At 65.8% G+C, this 18,221-nt stretch carries 20 protein-coding genes and 1 riboswitch; of the genes, 6 read left to right on the top strand and 14 right to left on the bottom strand.

Features of this window, described 5'->3' with window-relative positions:
• Positions 1-61 precede the first annotated feature (61 nt).
• Together galT and galK are read left to right on the top strand one after the other, a co-directional pair.
• Positions 62-1,213, top strand: coding sequence for a galactose-1-phosphate uridylyltransferase (gene galT, locus AC25Y4_RS12350; protein WP_488120715.1), 1,152 nt, complete (start codon positions 62-64; stop codon positions 1,211-1,213).
• Positions 1,214-2,380 (top strand): galactokinase, encoded by a 1,167-nt coding sequence (gene galK, locus AC25Y4_RS12345; RefSeq protein WP_488120714.1) that lies wholly within the window; start codon positions 1,214-1,216, stop codon positions 2,378-2,380. It begins immediately after the preceding gene.
• A gap of 24 nt (positions 2,381-2,404) precedes the next feature.
• Here the strand turns inward: galK and AC25Y4_RS12340 are convergent, their stop codons facing one another.
• From AC25Y4_RS12340 to AC25Y4_RS12315, 6 genes are read right to left on the bottom strand one after another with little or no spacing between them, the layout of a single operon-like run.
• Positions 2,405-2,869, bottom strand: coding sequence for a Clp protease N-terminal domain-containing protein (locus AC25Y4_RS12340; RefSeq protein WP_488120713.1), 465 nt, complete (start codon positions 2,867-2,869; stop codon positions 2,405-2,407).
• Positions 2,862-3,098 (bottom strand): helix-turn-helix domain-containing protein, encoded by a 237-nt coding sequence (locus AC25Y4_RS12335; RefSeq protein ID WP_488120712.1) that lies wholly within the window; start codon positions 3,096-3,098, stop codon positions 2,862-2,864. Before AC25Y4_RS12335 ends, AC25Y4_RS12340 begins: the two co-directional genes overlap by 8 nt.
• Positions 3,099-3,143: 45 nt before the next feature.
• Positions 3,144-4,550, bottom strand: a complete 1,407-nt coding sequence (locus tag AC25Y4_RS12330; RefSeq protein ID WP_488120711.1) for an MFS transporter — start codon at positions 4,548-4,550, stop codon at positions 3,144-3,146.
• On the bottom strand, positions 4,543-4,965 hold the full coding sequence (locus AC25Y4_RS12325; protein ID WP_488120710.1) for a MarR family winged helix-turn-helix transcriptional regulator: 423 nt from the start codon (positions 4,963-4,965) through the stop codon (positions 4,543-4,545). The genes AC25Y4_RS12330 and AC25Y4_RS12325 overlap by 8 nt, the downstream gene beginning before the upstream one ends.
• A gap of 51 nt (positions 4,966-5,016) precedes the next feature.
• Positions 5,017-6,444, bottom strand: coding sequence for an amidase (locus AC25Y4_RS12320; protein ID WP_488120709.1), 1,428 nt, complete (start codon positions 6,442-6,444; stop codon positions 5,017-5,019).
• Between the two features lie 44 nt (positions 6,445-6,488).
• A complete protein-coding gene (locus tag AC25Y4_RS12315) occupies positions 6,489-6,965 on the bottom strand; it encodes a YbaK/EbsC family protein (protein WP_488120708.1) in 477 nt (158 codons plus the stop codon).
• Positions 6,966-7,033: 68 nt separating this feature from the next.
• Here AC25Y4_RS12315 and AC25Y4_RS12310 point away from each other — a divergent pair, with 68 nt between their 5' ends.
• From AC25Y4_RS12310 to AC25Y4_RS12295, 4 genes are all read left to right on the top strand, one after another.
• Positions 7,034-7,513 carry a hypothetical protein gene (locus AC25Y4_RS12310; RefSeq protein ID WP_488120707.1) on the top strand — a complete coding sequence of 160 codons (480 nt, stop codon included), beginning with the start codon at positions 7,034-7,036 and terminating at the stop codon, positions 7,511-7,513.
• A gap of 337 nt (positions 7,514-7,850) precedes the next feature.
• Positions 7,851-8,327: a hypothetical protein gene (locus AC25Y4_RS12305; protein ID WP_488120706.1), complete on the top strand. Its 477-nt coding sequence runs from the start codon at positions 7,851-7,853 to the stop codon at positions 8,325-8,327.
• Between the two features lie 135 nt (positions 8,328-8,462).
• The gene (locus AC25Y4_RS12300) at positions 8,463-8,654 is read left to right on the top strand and encodes a hypothetical protein (RefSeq protein ID WP_488120705.1); all 192 of its coding nucleotides are present in this window, start codon (positions 8,463-8,465) and stop codon (positions 8,652-8,654) included.
• Between the two features lie 101 nt (positions 8,655-8,755).
• Positions 8,756-9,292 carry a gamma carbonic anhydrase family protein gene (locus AC25Y4_RS12295; protein WP_488120704.1) on the top strand — a complete coding sequence of 179 codons (537 nt, stop codon included), beginning with the start codon at positions 8,756-8,758 and terminating at the stop codon, positions 9,290-9,292.
• A 179-nt stretch (positions 9,293-9,471) separates the two neighbouring features.
• Here AC25Y4_RS12295 and AC25Y4_RS12290 read toward each other — a convergent pair whose 3' ends face one another.
• From AC25Y4_RS12290 to AC25Y4_RS12255, 8 genes are all read right to left on the bottom strand, one after another.
• The gene (locus tag AC25Y4_RS12290) at positions 9,472-10,371 is read right to left on the bottom strand and encodes a bifunctional methylenetetrahydrofolate dehydrogenase/methenyltetrahydrofolate cyclohydrolase (RefSeq protein WP_488120703.1); all 900 of its coding nucleotides are present in this window, start codon (positions 10,369-10,371) and stop codon (positions 9,472-9,474) included.
• The gene (gene glyA / locus AC25Y4_RS12285) at positions 10,371-11,669 is read right to left on the bottom strand and encodes a serine hydroxymethyltransferase (protein ID WP_488120702.1); all 1,299 of its coding nucleotides are present in this window, start codon (positions 11,667-11,669) and stop codon (positions 10,371-10,373) included. The genes AC25Y4_RS12290 and glyA overlap by 1 nt, the downstream gene beginning before the upstream one ends.
• A gap of 30 nt (positions 11,670-11,699) precedes the next feature.
• Positions 11,700-11,789: riboswitch (ZMP/ZTP riboswitch) on the bottom strand.
• 19 nt (positions 11,790-11,808) lie between these two features.
• Positions 11,809-12,159, bottom strand: a complete 351-nt coding sequence (gene mnhG, locus AC25Y4_RS12280) for a monovalent cation/H(+) antiporter subunit G (protein ID WP_488120701.1) — start codon at positions 12,157-12,159, stop codon at positions 11,809-11,811.
• Positions 12,156-12,419 carry an MrpF/PhaF family protein gene (locus AC25Y4_RS12275; RefSeq protein WP_488120700.1) on the bottom strand — a complete coding sequence of 88 codons (264 nt, stop codon included), beginning with the start codon at positions 12,417-12,419 and terminating at the stop codon, positions 12,156-12,158. The genes mnhG and AC25Y4_RS12275 overlap by 4 nt, the downstream gene beginning before the upstream one ends.
• On the bottom strand, positions 12,416-13,027 hold the full coding sequence (locus AC25Y4_RS12270) for a Na+/H+ antiporter subunit E (protein WP_488120699.1): 612 nt from the start codon (positions 13,025-13,027) through the stop codon (positions 12,416-12,418). The genes AC25Y4_RS12275 and AC25Y4_RS12270 overlap by 4 nt, the downstream gene beginning before the upstream one ends.
• On the bottom strand, positions 13,024-14,589 hold the full coding sequence (locus tag AC25Y4_RS12265; RefSeq protein ID WP_488120698.1) for a Na+/H+ antiporter subunit D: 1,566 nt from the start codon (positions 14,587-14,589) through the stop codon (positions 13,024-13,026). The genes AC25Y4_RS12270 and AC25Y4_RS12265 overlap by 4 nt, the downstream gene beginning before the upstream one ends.
• On the bottom strand, positions 14,586-15,089 hold the full coding sequence (locus tag AC25Y4_RS12260) for a sodium:proton antiporter (protein ID WP_488120697.1): 504 nt from the start codon (positions 15,087-15,089) through the stop codon (positions 14,586-14,588). The genes AC25Y4_RS12265 and AC25Y4_RS12260 overlap by 4 nt, the downstream gene beginning before the upstream one ends.
• Positions 15,086-18,133: a Na+/H+ antiporter subunit A gene (locus tag AC25Y4_RS12255; RefSeq protein ID WP_488120696.1), complete on the bottom strand. Its 3,048-nt coding sequence runs from the start codon at positions 18,131-18,133 to the stop codon at positions 15,086-15,088. Before AC25Y4_RS12255 ends, AC25Y4_RS12260 begins: the two co-directional genes overlap by 4 nt.
• Positions 18,134-18,221: the final 88 nt, after the last annotated feature.

Below are 18,221 nucleotides of genomic sequence, written 5' to 3'. Positions count from 1 at the left end.
TTACTTGCGTGCTCGAAAGCATACATTTCGATTACGCAAATCGGCTATTCTGGGCACTGTTATGGACACCACCACACCCACCACTTTTGTCAGCGATGACGGCATCAAACGACAGCGGCATACGCTCGCCGACGGCCGCGAGCTGATCTATTTCGACGACCCGGACACCACGCTGGCCCCAGACAGGGCCCCTGACGAGCGTGATCTGGCGCCGCGTCCAGCCACCGCGACCATGCGACAGGATGCTCTCACCGGCGAGTGGATCTCCATCGCCGCCGCCCGGCAGAACCGCGTCTTCCTGCCCCCTGCGCACCTCGACCCGCTTGCGCCGTCGACGCCGGAGAACCCGTCAGAGATTCCGAGCAACTACGACGTAGCGGTCTTCGAGAACAAGTCGCCGTCGTTCGGCCCACTCCTTGACGACGACAACGCCCCAGCCGACCTCGACGACCTCAGCACGATCGGCCTTGGCCGCACGCGCACCTCCGTCGGGCGCTGCGAAGTCGTGTGCTTCAGCCCCGCCACAGAGGGCTCATTCGCCAGCCTGTCGACCACCCGCGCGCGCACCGTGATCGAGGCATGGGCAGAACGCACCCACGCGCTCTCGCAGATGCCAGGCATCCAGCAGGTGTTCCCGTTTGAGAACCGCGGAGAGGCCATCGGCGTCACCCTGCACCACCCGCACGGCCAGATCTACTCCTACCCGTACGTGACCCCGCGCACACAGCGCGTGATCGAATCGGTCGAGCAGTACGGCCCCACGCTGTTCGCCGACATCCTGGCGAGCGAGCAGGCCGGTGACCGTGTCATCCTGCGTGGAGAGCACTGGACAGCCTTTGTGCCGTTCGCCGCCCGCTGGCCCATCGAGGTGCACATGCTGCCGCACCGCCACGTGCCCGACTTCGCCGCCACCTCGCTCGCCGAACGTGACGAGCTCGCCGTGCTGTACCGCCAGCTGTTGCGCGGCATCGACGAGCTGTACGACACCCCAACGCCGTACATCGCCGCCTGGCACCAGGCCCCCGTCGCCACGCATCGTGACGACATCCGTCTCATGCTGCAGGTGACGAGCCCTCGTCGTGCTGCAGACAAACTCAAGTTCCTCGCCGGATCAGAGGCAGCCATGGGCGCCTGGATCGGCGACGTCGCCCCCGAGCAGGCCGCCGCCTCGATTCGGGATGCTGTGGCTCGTGCCGCAGGAAAGGATTCATAAATGAGCACCCAGACACTCGAGACAGCAGTTCGCGCCGGCTTCGAGAGCGCATACTCCCGCCAGCCGGACGGCATCTGGTCAGCGCCAGGTCGCGTGAACCTGATTGGTGAGCACACCGACTACAACGACGGCTTCGTCTTCCCGTTCGCCATCGATCGGCGCACCGTTGTCGCCCTCGCCCAGCGCGCCGACCGCTTGATTCGCATCGCCAGCTCGTTCTCTGAGGCCGTCGTCGAGATCTCACTCGACGACCTGGCACCCGAGAACCTGCACGACTGGTCGGCTTACCCGCTCGGCGTCGCCTGGGCGCTCGGCGAATTCGGTGCCGACCTGGCGCAGGTGACCGGTTTCGAGATCTACATCGACTCTGACGTGCCGATCGGGGCCGGCCTGTCGTCGTCGGCCGCCATCGAGAGCGCGGTTGCCGTTGCCCTCAACGAGGTCTGGGGCCTGGACTTCGACCGCCGCACCCTGGCCAAGGTGGGCCAGCTCGCCGAGAACCGCGCGGTCGGCGCCCCGACGGGCATCATGGACCAGTCGGCGTCGTTGCTCGGTGAAGCGGATGCCGGTGTCTTCCTTGACTGCCGCAGCCTCGACTCCGAGGTCATCCCCCTCGGCTTCGACGAAGCAGGCCTCGAGCTGCTGATCATCGACACGCGGGTCAGCCACTCGCACGCCACCGGCGGCTACGCATCGCGCAGGGCCTCCTGCGAGCGGGGCGCTGCCGCGCTCGGCGCAGACTCCCTCCGCGACGTCAGCGTGGCCGACCTCGACCGGGCGGCAGAGCTGCTCGACGACGAGACCTTCCGCCGGGTGCGCCACGTTGTCACCGAGAACCAGCGCGTGCTCGACACCGTGCGCACACTCCGCGAACAGGGGCCAACCGCCATCGGCGCGCTGCTCGACGCCTCACACGTGTCGATGCGGGATGACTTCGAGATCTCCGTCGCCGAGCTTGACCTCGCCGTGGAGACAGCCAGGTCCACGGGGGCCATCGGCGCCCGGATGACCGGCGGCGGCTTCGGTGGAGCGGCGATTGCGCTGACGCCGAGCGAACTCATCCCCACCGTGAAGGACGCCGTGCTCGCCGCCTTCGCCGCAGCAGGCTTCGGCACCCCGAACCTGTTCGTCGTGCGCGCTGCCGATGGAGCCATGCGCAACGAGTAGCAGCGGCGCCTGGCCGCCACGCCGCTACGCGGTCGCGGCCAGGCGCTCTCTCACTGCCGATCGATCGATCGGGAGTGCGGCGAGCAGAGTCGCGGCCGGATCGGGTTCATGACTGTCGAGCACGGCAAGCATCATGTGCCGTGCCGTGATCGCCCGCGCCTTTTCGGCCGCCGCGTTGGCCAGGGATTTCTGCAGCACCGCTTTAGCACCGGAGGTCATCCGCGACACGGGTTTGCCGAATGCCGTGCTCCCGCTGGGCCGGAATTCACCGAGCGTGAGCCCGATCGCGGCGAGTGCGGTGCGATCGAGTTGATCGGCGGCCTCGTGCGCGGCTGCGACATCGACGCCCACGATCTCGGCCAGCGAGTCGTCGTGCAGGAGAGCAAGCAACAGGTGATCGGATCCGATCCGTCGATCACCGCGACGTCCGGCCTCACAGCGCGCGTCCTCGACAGCGGCCCGTGCCGTGTGAGCGAATCTCTCAAACATTGTTGTCTCGCTTTCCGTATTTTGCGTGCACCGACTGCCGCGTGACGCCGAGCACATCGCCGATCTGCTCCCACGACCAGCCTGCGCGGCGCGCTTCGGCAACATGCACGGCCTCCACACGCTCGGCAAGACGGTGCAGCGCGCCGACGGCGTGCAGCCCGGTGGCCGGGTCTGTTGTGTACACGTGGTCCAGGTCGAACGATTCCATGGTGTCAGTCTGACTTGACACGCGGCATCCGTCAACCCAAACTGACGCCGAGAATCAGTGACTGCGTTAGTGGGCGCGCGGTTCCGCGCCTCGACGACGCGTGATCACGAAGTGGATGAGCAGTGCGACGAACACCGCGACGCAGATCAACGCGCCGATCGCGAGCGTGGTGCTAATCCCAGTGTCGGTCGGGTGCACGTCGGCCCCCATATGCGCCGCGAGCACGGCGCCGGAGATTGCGGTGCCGAACGAGCTGCCCACCGTGCGCAGCACCTGGTTGAAGCTCACCGAGCTGCCGAGCTCTGCCGTGGCCACACTGCGGGCGATCAAGGCGGGCATGGCGGCATAGCTGGTTCCCATGCCAAGGCCGAGCACGAGCATCCCGATCAGCACCTCCCAGAGTTCGGCGTGGGCGAACCAGAGCAGCATCGCAGAGGCCGTCATCATGGCGGCCCCGATCGGCAGGAGCGTCGTCAAGCGAATGCGGTTCGAGAGACGGCGCACGAGGCGGTTCGCGCTGAAGCTGCCCACCGACAGCGGGAACATCACGAAGCCGGCCCAAAACACCGGCAGGGCTATCCCGTAGCCGGTGGAGGCGGGCGCCTGGGCAACGAGGCTCGAGACAGAGAGGCCGAGGTACATCGCGGCACCCAGCCCGATTGCCGTGGCGTTGGCCAGCAGCACGTCGCCGTTCCGAAGAACGCGCAGGTTGACCAGCGGATGCCGCGAGCGGAGTTCAGCCCTCACCCAGACGCCCAGGATGACGACCGCGACGACGCAGGTGCCGATGGTCAAGACCGATGCCCAGCCCCAGTTGGATCCCTCGCTGATGCCGAGCAGCAGCGCTCCGAGCCCGAGCCCGAGCAGGCCGGCGCCCGTGAAGTCGAACGGCACGCGGGGAGCGCGCTCGTCGGGGCCGGCGGGCACGATGCGTAGCACCACGACAATCGCCGTGACCACGAACACCGCGGCAAACCAGAATGCGAATCGGTAGTCGACCAGCCCTGCGATGATCCCGGTCAGGGGGTAGCCGATGCCGATGCCTGTCGACACGGTCACTGACAGGCTGGAAATGGACGACTGGACCTTGTGGGTGGCAAGGTAACGGCGGGCCAGGGCGATCGTCACCGGGACTATCCCGTACGTCAGACCCTGCAGTGCACGACCGATCAGAAAGACGGTGAAGTTAGGCGCCGTGGCGGCGACAACCGAACCGATGAGGATGATCACCAGCGACCACACGAGCAGCCGCTTCTTGTGCGGACCATCACTCAGCCGACCCATGACGGGCGTGGCGATGGCGCCGACCAGAAGATTGAGCGTGAGCATCCACTGGGCCGTGCTGATCGACACGTCCATCGCCTGGGAGATGGACGGCACCAGCAGCATGCCGAGCGAGCTGACGATTGCCGTGGAGAGGGCAGCGTAGACCAGGGCAGGCATCAAGTGCGCGCGGGGTGTCGACTCAGTCAACGGATGCCTCTGCGCTCAGTTTCCGGAGCGTCGGGATAACCGCTTCGAGCGTCTTCAGCTCGTCGGGGGTCAGCCGTTCTGCGATTGCCTGCTCGAGCCAGCCGTGGCCGGCCAGCCGTTCTGCGGCCAGCTTCTGCCGCCCGGCGTCGGTGAGCTCGATCCAGATCCGGCGGCGATCCGTTGAATCCCGCACCCGCAGAACGAACCCCAGCTGTTCGAGTTCCTGCATGGCCAGCGACATCGCCTGGGGGCTCACGTGTTGCGTGGCCGCCAGCTCCGAGCTGGTTGCGCGCCCGTGCTCCGCCAAGTGGCTGAGCGCCCCCATTTTGCCGGCAGAGATCGTGCGTTCGGCACTCAGTCGTCGCGACAGCGGGCGGAGCGCCTCCAGGAAGGGCTGTGTTACGGGATCACTCATTTACGCAATTGTACAACCTAATTGATCAAGTTGCTTGAGTATTGCGTGAGCCTAGAGCGGCAGTTGCCTGTCCGCCCAGGGCATGGCCTGTTCCAGCTGGGCCGCCACCTGCACCAGCAGGTCTTCGCGACCATGGGCGGCGACCAGCTGCACGCCGATCGGCAGCCCTTCCCTGCTCTGGCCGAGTGGCAGGCTGATTGCCGGATTGCCAGACACGTTGAAGGGCGCCGTGAACGGCCCGTGCTCGAAGATCCGGCGCAGCCACGCGCGCGTTGTGTAATTGGGATTGTCGTAGTCGAGCGTGCCGTGTGGGGCCGGCGGCTGCCCAAGCGTGGGCGTGACGAGCAGGTCGTAGTGGGTGAAGAAGAGCCCGACGGCGCGCGTCACGCGGTGCTGCGCGTCGAGCGCCGCCATCACCTCGAGCGCAGAAGCTGCCGCGGTCTCGGCCAGCACCGTGCGCGATACCGCTTCAAGCAGCGACGGATCCGGCCGCAGGGGCGATCGGAGCATCGCCCCGCCCGTTGCGTACGCCGCGAGCATGGAGCCCTCGACGATGTCCTCCGGCTCGATGGCGGGGCCTGCGGGCGTCACGGTATGACCGATCCACTCCAGCATCGTTCCCACCGAAGCGGATACCGCTGCCACCTGCTCATCGACGGCCACCCCTGACCACGCCTCGGTCATGAGTGCGATCCTGAGCCGCCCTGGATCGGCCCGAAGCTCCGATACATAAGAGCGGGTGGGCGGCGGCGCTGTGTACTTCTCGCCGTACCCCTCGCCCGCGGCCGGTGTAGAGACGGCGTCGAGAAGCGTCGCGGCATCCCGTACCGTGCGGGTGAGCGCGAACTCGGCGATGAGGCCGAAGCCGGCTTCCCCGACGAGCGGACCGCTCGGGGTGCGTCCGCGGCTGGGCTTTAGGCCGACGAGTCCGCAGCTGGAGGCGGGGATGCGCAGCGATCCCCCGCCGTCGTTTCCGTGGGCCATCGGCACGGCGCCAGCGGCGACGAGCGCTGCGGACCCCCCGCTCGACCCGCCAACGCCTCTGTCGAGTGCCCACGGGTTGCGGGTAACCCCGTAGCGCAGCGATTCCGTTGCAAAGCTCAGCCCGAGCTCTGGGGCGGTGGTCTGGCCGAGGGTCACAAGTCCCGCAGCGCGGAAGCGCCTCATCAGCGCGTGGTCGACCTCAGCGAACGCACCGCGGATGCTCCGGCTGCCGAGCGTGAACGAGACGCCGCGGGCAAAGGGCCCGCTGTCCTTGATCAGGAAGGGCACCCCGGCCAGCGGCCCTGCCGAGTCGTAGTCAAGCGCAAGGTCGAACAGCGGCTGGGTGAGTGCGTTGAGGTCGGGGTTCACGAGTTCGATGGCGCGCCTGGCGGTCGCTTCGACCTCCGCTGCACTCACCTCGCCGGATCGGATCAGCCCGGCCAGCCCGACCGCGTCGAGGCTGGCGTATTCGTGTAATTCCAAGACTCTGCCCATCCACTGTTTTGAATAGCCTGCGCAGGTCGTGCGCGGGGGTTACGTTACGGGGCGACAGCCGCTGGTTCGCCGCCGGTGATGCGCAACAGCTCACTGTAGGTGGTGGGGAACACCGTGTGGGCGTGGCCGGCGGCTGCCCAGACGGTGTCGTAGTCGGCGAGGGCAACGTCCACCAGGGTACGAATGGGCGACGGATGCCCGATGGGCGCCACTCCCCCGATGACCTGCCCGGTGGCATCCTTCACGACGTCCTTCGACGCGCGTGCGATCGTGCCGCCCAGCTGTTCGCCGAGCCAGGTGGTGTCGACGCGGTGCGAGCCAGACGTCAACACGAGCAGCGGCTCACCATCGAGCGTGAAGATGAGCGAGTTGGCAATGGCACCGACCTCGATGCCGAGGGCCTCTGCCGCGGCCTGGGCTGTGGGCGTTGCCACCTCGAACCAACGCACCTCAGGCGCCAAGTCGTGGGCGGCGAGCGCTGCTGTGACACGGTCGACGGCCGGATGTTTCATATTCACCATGCAGGAATCCTAGATGGCTGTGACACAGAACCGGGCACTGCGCTGAGGCGAACTGTTACTCTTCGGCAATGGGCCTCCTCATCGAATATTTTGTGGCAGATTCCGACGCCCATGCGGCCAAAACTATTGATTGGCTGAGTGGGCCAAGTGAAGGTAGCGGCCGCTGGCAGGATAGGCTTCTCGGCCGTCGCGGCGGCTATTCGGTCATTTCGGAAACGATTGAGCCTGTTGTCGTTCTCGGCAGCTTGGAGGAACTCTTAACCGGTCGCGCGTTCGAAGAACAACTTGACGATCCCGAGTCGCGGCGTGTCATCGCGCTGCGGAACGAAGGGGAGCGCGTCGTTCTCCGAATCGGAGAATTCTTAGTGAGGGCACTACGCGGAACGGCGGAGTCGGACGTTTTGAGTCTGGCTGACGATTGGTCAGAGATCGAAGAATTCTCCAATAGCTATCCGGCCGACGACCTCAAACTCTTCCTCCGTGATTTCAAGGTCATGTGCGACGGAGTTGAGCCCCACCAGGCGGTCTACTGCTGGCTGTCCGTATAGATGTCCAATGGACAGGGCACCAAGTGCCGATGCCGGTCGGACGATTGCAGTTCTGAGTAGGCCGATCATAAGGATCAGCACCCTGGAAACGATCTGCACAGAATTGAACTGCACGATATAGGAGTGCTCCTGGTGCTGGAGCCCAATTGGGCTCGCAATAGGTTCCGCCTACAGACGTTCGTCTGGGGCGATCGTCCCTTTCGCTTCAATATCGCTGTACCGAACAGAAACGTGCTCAGCCTCACCATTCGGCGGACTGGTGGGTGCTTCTCGGCTCCCCTAGGGTTGCACTGAAGCTGTGCCAGCATCCAGCTCGCGCGTCTGAGGAAGGATATTCATGACTTCTCGAGCAGCCAGGCTCTCACTGGCCGTGCTTGCAGTGTTAGCGCTCAGCGCGTGTTCCGCTGATGCTGGCGCCGACGAGACAACGTCGGCTACCGGGGGAACGATCGAGTTGGCGGTATCGAAAACGTGCACTGAGGTTTCCGACTACCCGTGCGTCTTGGTCAATGGTGTGAATGTTGTACTCCCATCCACATTCGACCGAGCCGGTGTTGCGGATGCCACCGTCGCCGACGGTGACGGGCAGAATGCGGTTGACGTGACCTTCAGCGACGATGGAGCGGAGGTCCTTCGCACGCTCACGGAGCAGGCTGCCCAATCCGGAGATTCGGCGCGTCTGCTGATGAAGATCGGTATAAAGGTACGGGCCGCCGCCAGGGTGATGCAAGCGTTGGAAGACAACCACCTCCAGATCCTGCTCTCGCCAGATGACAACGCCCAGGAGCTCGTAGACCTCATTCGCGCCGGCTGAGAAGAGCAAGGTGAACATCTGGTTACGATGCGCGGCCAGCCTGCCGCAGCCAGTTTTAGCGCAGCTAGCATCTGAGGCATGCGTGCAAACAAGAGTCGCCGAGTTCTTGCAGCGTCCGGAATCCCACTACTTCTGATGACCACGGCAGCTGGGTGTGGCGCAATCAAGACGACCGCGATCGATGCAACCGTTGAATGTCTGGAAGATGCTGGTATTCCTTACACGATCGATGACGGCGCTATCGTCGTCACGACCTACGCGACTGACGACGTCGCCTACTCCAGAGACTACGTCCAGGCCTGCTTGGAGCCCGTCCCCGCGAAGTGATGCGGGCACTCGAACCATGCAAGCAGCCAGAAATGCTGGCGTTTATCGGCAGGCTTCAGGCGCGACGCCGGGCCACCTAAGCCCTTGGCTAGGCTGGCGCCATGAGCATTGATTCCTCCGCACGCCTGATCACCCTGCCCGGTCTGCCTGCGCCCGTTGTTGTAGACACCGCATTCGTGGCGGCCGGCGCCATCCTCGTCGGACAGGTCACGCTCGGTGATCGCTCCAGCGTTTGGTACAACTCCGTGCTGCGCGCTGAGGCAGAGCCGATCACGATCGGCGCCGGGTCCAACCTGCAGGACAACGTCTCCTGCCACGTCGACCGCGGCTTCCCGCTCACGCTCGGCACGGGTGTCTCCGTTGGTCACGGCGCGGTTCTGCACGGCTGCACCATCGAAGATGACGTGCTCATCGGCATGGCGGCCGCCGTGATGAACGGAGCTGTCATCGGCTCGGGGTCCCTCGTCGCGGCAGGGGCCGTCGTGCTCGAAGGCATGGTCGTGCCGCCGGGGTCGCTCGTGGCCGGGGTGCCGGCAAAGGTACGTCGTGAGCTGACGGATGACGAGATTGCCGGCATCCGTCGGAACGCTGAGAACTATCTCGGACACGTGGCACTGCACGCGGCGGCGCTGGCGTAACAACGCACCCCGCAGCTCGGCGCGCAGCACCCGGCGCCCCGTACGACGCCGAAAGTCGCCGTTTGTGCCGAGTGTCGCTGTTACAGCGGCGACTCTCGGCACAAACGGCGACTCTCGAGGACTTCGTAGGTCTCGAGACGGCCGCGAGCGGCCTCCTCGACCAACGAGGAGGTGCGTTACTAGAAGTGACGGATGGCCGCAGCCAGATCGCGCTCTGCCGCCTTCACCACGTTGCTCAGCAGCATGGCACGGGTCATCGGGCCCACTCCGCGCGGGTTCGGCGACAGGAATCCGGCCACCTCTGCCACATCGGGGTGCACATCGCCGATGAGCGTGCCCTTGCCGGTCTCCGGGTCTTCGACGCGGGTGATTCCCACGTCGAGCACGGCGGCACCTGGCTTGATCCAGTCCGGCTGGATGAGGTGCGGCACACCAACGGCGGCCACCACGATGTCTGCCCGGCGCACTTCGGCGGCCAGGTCGACCGTGCGGGAGTGTGTCAGCGTAACCGTGGCGTCGAGACCCTTGCGGGTGAACAGCAGCCCGAGCGGTCGCCCGACGGTCAGGCCGCGGCCCACGATGACCACGTGCTTCCCAGCGATCGGCACCTCGTAACGCTGCAGCAGTTCGACGATACCGGCCGGGGTGCACGGCAGCGGCGAGGCGAGCTCTCCGCTGATTCCGGCGACCAGACGACCGAGGTTCATCGGGTGCAGGCCGTCGGCGTCCTTCGACGGGTCGATCAGTTCGAGCATCGCGTTCTCGTCGTGACCGGCGGGCAGCGGCAGCTGCACGATGTAGCCGGTGACGGCCGGGTTGGCGTTCAGGTCGGCGATCGCCGCCCGAATTTCAGCGGATGTCGCGGTGGCAGGCAGATCGACACGGATCGACTCGATTCCCACTTCAGCGCAGTCGCGGTGCTTGCCGGCGACGTACGAGCGCGATCCGGGGTCGTCGCCGACCAGCAGCGTGCCAAGTCCTGGCACGATGCCGCGCTGGCGGAGCGCGGTGATGCGCTCGGCCAGCTCGGATTTGACCGCAGATGCAGTCTGGACGCCGTCGAGTACGACAGCGGCCATTACTGGACCAGGCCGGAGTAGAGCGGGAAGGCATCCGTCAGCACCTTGACGCGTGAGCGCAGGCCCTGGATGTCTGCACCGGGCTTCAGAGCCTCTGCAATGACATCGGAGACCTCAGTGAACTCGGCGTCGCCGAAGCCACGCGTTGCAAGGGCAGGGGTACCGATGCGGAGTCCGCTGGTGACCATCGGCGGGCGAGGGTCGAACGGAACCGAGTTGCGGTTCACGGTGATGCCCACCTCGTGCAGTGCGTCTTCAGCCTGCTGGCCGTTGATCTCCGAGTTGCGGAGGTCGGCGAGCACCAGGTGCACATCGGTGCCACCGGTGAGCACGTCGACGCCGCCGGCCTTGGAGTCATCGGCGGTGAGGCGTGAGGCGAGGATGCTTGCACCGCGCAGGGTGCGCTCCTGGCGGTCCTTGAACTCTGGCTCAGCTGCCAGCTTGAACGCGGTGGCCTTGGCAGCGATCACGTGCATGAGCGGGCCGCCCTGCTGGCCGGGGAACACGTTCGAGTTGAGCTTCTTGGCCAGTGCGGTGTCGCGCGACAGGATGAAGCCTGAACGCGGGCCGGCGAGCGTCTTGTGAGCGGTGCTCGAGACGACATCGGCGTAGGGAACCGGTGACGGGTGCAGGCCGGCTGCGACGAGACCGGCGAAGTGAGCCATGTCGACCCAGAGCTTGGCGCCGACCTCATCGGCGATCGCACGGAATGCAGCGAAGTCGAGGTGACGCGGGTAGGCAGACCAGCCGGCGATGATGACCTGCGGCTTGTGTTCGAGGGCCTTGTCGCGCACGACATCCATGTCGACACGGAAGGTCTCTGGGTCGACGCCGTATGCAACCGGGTTGTACAGCTTGCCCGAGAAGTTGAGCTTCATGCCGTGGGTGAGGTGACCGCCGTGGGCCAGCTCGAGGCCCAGGATGGTGTCGCCAGGCGTTGCGATGGCCGACAGCACTGCTGCGTTGGCGGTCGCGCCCGAGTGCGGCTGGACGTTGGCGTACTCAGCGCCGAACAGGGCCTTTGCGCGGTCGATGGCGAGCTGCTCAGCAACGTCGACGTACTCGCAGCCACCGTAGTAGCGGCGTCCGGGGTAGCCCTCCGCGTACTTGTTGGTGAGCACAGAGCCCTGCGACTGCAGGATGGCGCGCGGAACGAAGTTCTCGCTGGCGATCATCTCGAGGTAGTCGCGCTGGCGGCCGAGCTCCTGCTCGAGGACCGCGGCGATCTCAGGGTCAACGACCTCAAGCGGCTCGTTGAAGCTGGACGGCGTTGAATTAGCAGGCACATTCGTAGACACGGGCGTCTCCTTAGACATATTCAAAGTGGATGTTGCGGCCCAGGCGTGCGGCCACGAACCGTGTCAGTCGCTCCCCGATGGTGACCCATCTTTCGTGCTACGCCAGTTGCGACTCTTGGAGCATATCAGCCGCGAACGGTCAGCTGCCCTGTGTGTCTCGGTAGGGCTTCAGCTCATCGGCGATGAGTAGGTCGGTGCGCAGGTGCTGGGTGTCGTAGGCGGCGCGCGCCACCAGGTGGGCGGCCAGCGGGGCGGTCAGCGACTGGAAGAAGACGATCGAGACCACGAGGGTGACCGTGCCGATTGTCAGGTTGTTGAGTGCGACATCCGCTGTGATGGCCATGAGACCGAAGATCTGCGGCTTCGTGGCCGCGTGCAGGCGGCTGAGCACATCGGGAAAGCGCAGCACCCCGACGCCGGCCGCAAAGCACATCAATGCCCCGGCCAGCACGAGCACGGCGGTGATCACATCGCGCACGGTATCGCTCATGCGCTGTCCTGCCTCGGGAGGAAGCGGGCGACGCTCAGCGAGCCGAGCACGCCGAACAGGGCAAGCGCCAGCAGGACGGGCAGCGTGTCGATGTGGTTGTTGAAGGCCATGTCGGCGCCGAGCGCACACATGACCGTGGAGACGAGCACGTCGGCGGCGATCACCCTGTCGAGCACGGATGGCCCTTTGACGATGCGGTACACCGCGCACAGCGACGCGGCGCCGAGCAGGATTCCCGTGATGATGATGACAACGCTCATACGAATGTTCCTCCTTGCCTACCCTGGTCGTTCTGTTGCTCGCCCTGGTCGTTCGGTTCTTCGTCAGCCGCCCGCAATCGCTCCAGGTCTTCTTTCGACCCGATGGCGAGCACAACCCGCCGTTCGGTGTCGAGCACCGACTGACGGAAACGCTCGAGTTCCTCGGTGTTCCGCACGTTCAACACGTGCAGGTACAGCGTGGAGTGCACGCGGTCGATATCGACGACGATGGAGCCGGGCACGATTGACGTCGACACCGCAACCCAGGTGAGAATGAGGTCGCTGCGCGTGCGCAGGTGGATCGCTTCGATGGCATTGCTCGCTTTGTACCGCGGCGCCAGCGCCAGATAGGCCACCTGCACAGAAGCGCGCACGATGTCGGTGAGCAGCCAGATGAGGTAGAGCGCGAGCCGCCAGATGTTCAGCCGCCCGCTCAGCTGCACCGCTGGCAGGTAGAACACCACGGAGACGACGAACGCGAAGATCGCTCCCGTCAGCACGTTCAGCCACGAGAAATTGCCCCAGAGCAGCATCCACAGCAGCACGAGCCCTAAGAAGAGTGGGAGCTGGTTGTAGGTGCGAGCCCTGCGCTCCTTAGCGGATGTCATGGCGTTCCATTCGGGAACACGGCGTCGATGTAGGTGGCCGGGTTCTCAATATCTGCCGCCGCACGGTTCGTGAGCGCGAACATCGGCCCCGCGAAGATGGTGAGCGCAACCGTGAGGGCGAGCATGGCTGTCGTTGCGCCGGTCATCAGGGGTGAGATGGTCTTGGTGAGCACGGTGCCCTCATCGTGCGGGTCTTCCTGCAGGGCGCCGAGCACCGGGGAATCGTAGTTCTTGACCTCTGAGCGCGACCGCCAGAACGCGATGTTCCAGGCGCGGGCGAGGGCGTACAGCGTGAGGAGCGAGGTTGCGGCACCGGCTGCGATCAGCACGTAGACCAGCGGGCCACCGACCGCTACACCGCCCTGGAACAAGGCCACCTTGCCGAGGAATCCGGAGAATGGCGGGATGCCACCGAGGTTCAGGGCTCCGATGAAGAACAGGATTGCGACAACGGGCGCGCCCTTCAATAGTCCCCCGAGCCGCGACAGCGAGGTGGTCCCTCCGGTGCGCTCGATGAGGCCGGCGACGAGGAACAGAGTCGTCTGCACGCTGATGTGGTGCACCACGTAGTAGATGGTGGCGCCCATGCCGAACTGCGTGCCGAGCGCGATGCCGAAGATCATGTACCCGATATGGCTGACCAGTGTGAACGACAGCAATCGTTTGATGTCGGCCTGGGCGAGCGCACCGAGGATGCCGACAATCATGGTGAGGAACGCCACGATCATGAGCGGGACCATCAGACTGTCGTCGGGGAACAACAGCGTCTGCGTGCGAATGATGGCGTAGATGCCCACCTTGGTGAGCAACCCGGCGAACACAGCAGTGACCGGTGCAGGCGCTGTCGGATAGGAGTCAGGCAGCCAGAACGACAGCGGGAACACGGCAGCCTTCACGCAGAATGCGAGCAGGAGCAGCAGGTGCAGGATCAGCTGCACGTCGGCCGGCAGGTCGGGGATGCGTTCGGCCAGCAGCGCCATGGTGACGGTGCCCGTCGCACCGTAGAGCAGGGCAATCGCGCTGAGGAAGAGCAGCGACGACATGAGGCTGACCACGATGTATGTGACGCCGACGCGAATGCGCGCACCAGTGCCGCCGAGGGTGAGCAGCACGTAACTCGCAGAGAGCAGCATTTCGAAGCCCACGTACATGTTGAACAGGTCGCCGGCGATGAACGCGTCGAACAGTCCGGCGGAGAGCACCAGGTAGGTGGGGTGGAAGATCGAGATCGGGGTTTCCCTGTGCCCGTCGATGATGCCCTGGCCGACGGCGAAGAGCAGCACGCCGAGCAGCATGAGCCCTGAGATGAGAAGCATGATCGCCGAGAGTCGGTCGACGACCAGCACGATCCCCCACGGTGCGTCCCAGCCACCGACGTGCACGACGGCTGGACCGTCGCGGTCGACGAGCACGAGCAGGATGGCGCTGATTGCGACGACGGCCGTGAGCGCCGCGACGCTCACGACGATCTGTGGGCGTCGGCGGCGACCCAGCATCAGCGCGATGGCGGAGCCGAGCAGCGGAATCGCGACCACGAGGGGAACGAGCACGTTCACGTTCATTGCTGGTCGCCTCCCTCGTGTGCGGCTGCAACGGCGGCGGCGATCTCTTCTGGCGTCATATCCTCACGCTCGCTGGCGTCCAGGACGGCCTGGATGGCTGCTTCGTCGTCTGTCGACGAGCGGAACGTCTCTTCGGTCTCATCAGAGGTTTCTGTGGCGTGCTCATCGCTGACCTCGTCACCTTCATCGCCGAGCTGCGCCAGCCACCACGACCGGTAGATGAGGGCGAGCAGCAGCGCCGTGATGCCGAAGTTGATCACGATCGCCGTGAGCATCAACACCTGCGGCATCGGGTCGGCCATGTTGTCATCGAGCGGCGTGCCCGTGACGATGGGAGAGCTGCCGGGGCGACCGCTCATGATGAAGATGAGCAGGTTCGTGGCGTTGCCGACGAGCAGGAATCCGATCAACAGCCGGGTGAGGCTGCGCTCGAGCATGACGTAGACGCCCGCCGCGTACATCACGGCCATCACGATGACGAGGGTCAGGGATGCGCTCATCGCGTGACCTCCCACGTCGGGCGCCCAGCCTGGCCGGGGGCGTCCGTCACGGGCGTACGACTGTCATCCGCTTCTGGGCCGATTGCCTCTGAGGAGTCCGGCAGTGCGCCGTCGTCCGCTGTCGGCTCGTCAAGGCCGCCGCCGCCCGGTTCGCCGCCCGGTTCTTCAGGGGCATCGCTCTGCCTGTCGATCTCGCTGCCCAGGCTCCGCAGGATATCGAGGGCGAGGCCGATGACGACGAGGTAGACGCCGATGTCGAAGATGGTCGAGGTGCCGAACGAGAGGTGGCCGAGAACCGGGAGATCGGTGGAGAAGTAGGCGGACTCCAGCGGGATACCGGAGAAGAACAGCGATACGACGGCCATGCCGACGGCCAGGATCACGCCGAGGCCGAGGATCTTGCCAGGGTCGATGGGCGCGGCTTCTCCGAGCTCGTACCGTCCACCAGCGAGATAGCGGGACACCAGTGCGAGACCGGCGATGAGGCCGCCGGCGAAGCCGCCACCCGGCGCGTTATGGCCGGCGAAGAGCAGGTAGATCGACACGATGATCGCGGGGTGGAACAGCAGCCGCACGATGACCTCGATGAGGATCGAACGGTTGCGCCCTGACAGCGTGCGCCCGGCCAGCAGCCAGGACTGGCGGGTGACGTCTGCGCCCTCGTTCGAGGCAGTGGGATCGCTCACGATACGGCGACGATTCTTCGGCCGGCGGAGCTTCCGGGATTCGCGCAGCCGGTGCACATCGGGGTTGCGTCCAGAGACGAAGAGCAGGCTGGCGACACCCGTGGCCACCACGATGAGCACCGAGATCTCGCCCATGGTGTCCCAGGCGCGGATGTCGACGAGCATGACGTTCACGATGTTCGCGCCGTGGCCTTCTTCGACGGCGAGGCGCGGCAGTTCGGTCGCGATGCTCTCCGCCTGCCTGGCGCCGAGCGCAATGAAACCGATGGTTCCCATCACGAGGCCGACAAGCCCGCCGAGCAGCGCGCGACGCTTGCGGTGCATCGGCCGATTGTGCTGGGCGATCTTCGGTGGGAGCCGACGGAGCACCAGCACGAAAACGACGAGGGTCATCGTTTCGACGAGCGCCTGGGTGAGGGCGAGGTCTGGTGCGCCGTGGAAGGCGAACAAGGCCACCATGCCGTAGCCGGTCACACCGGCGAGCAGCACCGCCGTCATCCGCTGGCCTACGCGGGCCGCCATGATGGCCGCGATGCCCATGATGATGGCAATGATGACCTGGCCTGGGTAATCCCAGAGCACGATCTCGCTCGGCCAGGTGCGGTTCAGGGCCGCGGCGGCGCCGAGTGCGAGCACGAACACCACGAGGATCGTGGCGAGGTACTGCGGAAGGCCGCCCTTCTGGGCGATGCGCGTGACGTAGAGGGCGATGCGGTCGACGCCGCGAACCGTCGACCCGTATCCGCGGCCGGCATCAATGAGCGGCGGAACCGAGTCCTGCAGCCTGGCGACCCTGCGGCGCACGAGGAAGAGCCCCCAGCCGACGAGCAGCACGATGACCGTGATGAACAGCGCAGGTTCGAGGCCGTGCCAGAGGGCCAGGTGATAGTGGCCGCCGCCCGGAACGGTGTCGGCGTACGGCGCGAAGAGCGGGTCAAGCATGAAGGCGAGCGGGCCGAGCAGCAGCGTGGCTGCGGCCAGGATGCCGGGGGCCAGCATGAAGTCCCACCGGCTGGCATGCAGCGGTGTCGGCGCGGTATCCGGCCGGGTGGCGAACGCGCCCCAGAAGAACCTGACGCTATATGCCACGGTGAGCATAGATCCGATCGCGGTGCCGATGAGCGCGACCCAGCCCCAGCCGTCGCCGTGCAGGCCAGCGTCGATGAAGGCGGTGAACACGGCTTCCTTGGCCACGAACCCCAGCAGCGGTGGGATGCCGGCCATGGACGCGACGGCGATGAATGCGATGGTGGCGAGCACCGGTTCTCGGCGGCCGATCCCCGACAGCGCGCGCCAGTCTCTGGTGCCAGCCCGATGGTCGATGATGCCGACGATCAGGAAGAGCGCGGCCTTGTAGAGCGCGTGGGCTAGCACCAGGGTGACGCCAGCGAGAGCGGCGTCGCGCGTGCCGAAGCCCACCACGATCATGAGGAAGCCCAGCTGGCTGACCGTGCCGTATGCCAACACGAGCTTGAGGTCGTACTGGCGCAGGGATCGCCAAGCCCCGACGAGCATGGTCCAGACGCCGAGCACGATGAGCACCGGCATCCACCCCGTGGTGTCTGCATAACCGGGGGCGAGGCGTGCCACCAGGTAGATGCCGGCCTTCACCATGGCGGCCGCGTGCAGGTATGCGCTCACCGGGGTGGGCGCCGCCATCGCAGCCGGCAGCCAGAAGTGGAACGGGATCAGGGCCGACTTCGAGAATGCGCCGACCAGGATCAGCATGATCGCCCAGGTGAGCAGCGGGCCAGCCTCTGCCTCTGTCACGGGGTGTGCCACGATCTCAGCGAGAGATGTCGTGCCGGCGCGGCTCGCGAGCATCACCACGCCGACGAGCATCGCCAACCCACCGAACGTGGTGACCAGGAGCGCCTGCAGGGCAGCACCGCGGCTCTCCCGCTTACCCGTGTAGTGCCCGATCAGGAGGTACGAGAGGATGCTCGTGACTTCCCAGAACATGAACATGACCAGGATGTCGTCGGCTGTGACGAGCCCGTACATGGTGCCGGCGAACGCCAGCAGGCAGGCAGCGAAACGGCCGAGACCGGGCTCCGTCGGCGAGAAGTACCGTGCGCAGTAGAGCAGCACGAGCGCGCCAACGCCCGTGACGATGAGTGCGAGCAGCCAGGCGAGCGTGTCGACCCTGAACGAGAGTGAGATGCCGAGCGCCGGGATCCACGGGATGCGCTCTGTGACAGCGCCGCCGGCCATAACAGCGGATGTCTGCGTGAGCGTATAGACGAACGCTGCGGCGGGGAGCAGCGCGATGACATAGAAGACCCGCACGGACAGGAGGCGCGTGAGAGTGGGCGTGAGCACGGCCAGGAGCAGGAAAGCGAGGAGGAATGTCGCCATGCGGCCTCCCGGCTTGTTACGGTCGTGGTGTCTCCCCCAGCTTACCGGCAGCAGCGGGTAGTCATCCCCTGTGGTACAGGCCGACCGC

The sequence above is a fragment of the Leifsonia sp. Y878 genome (assembly GCF_057669685.1).
This window is presented reverse-complemented; position numbering and strand designations above follow the sequence as displayed.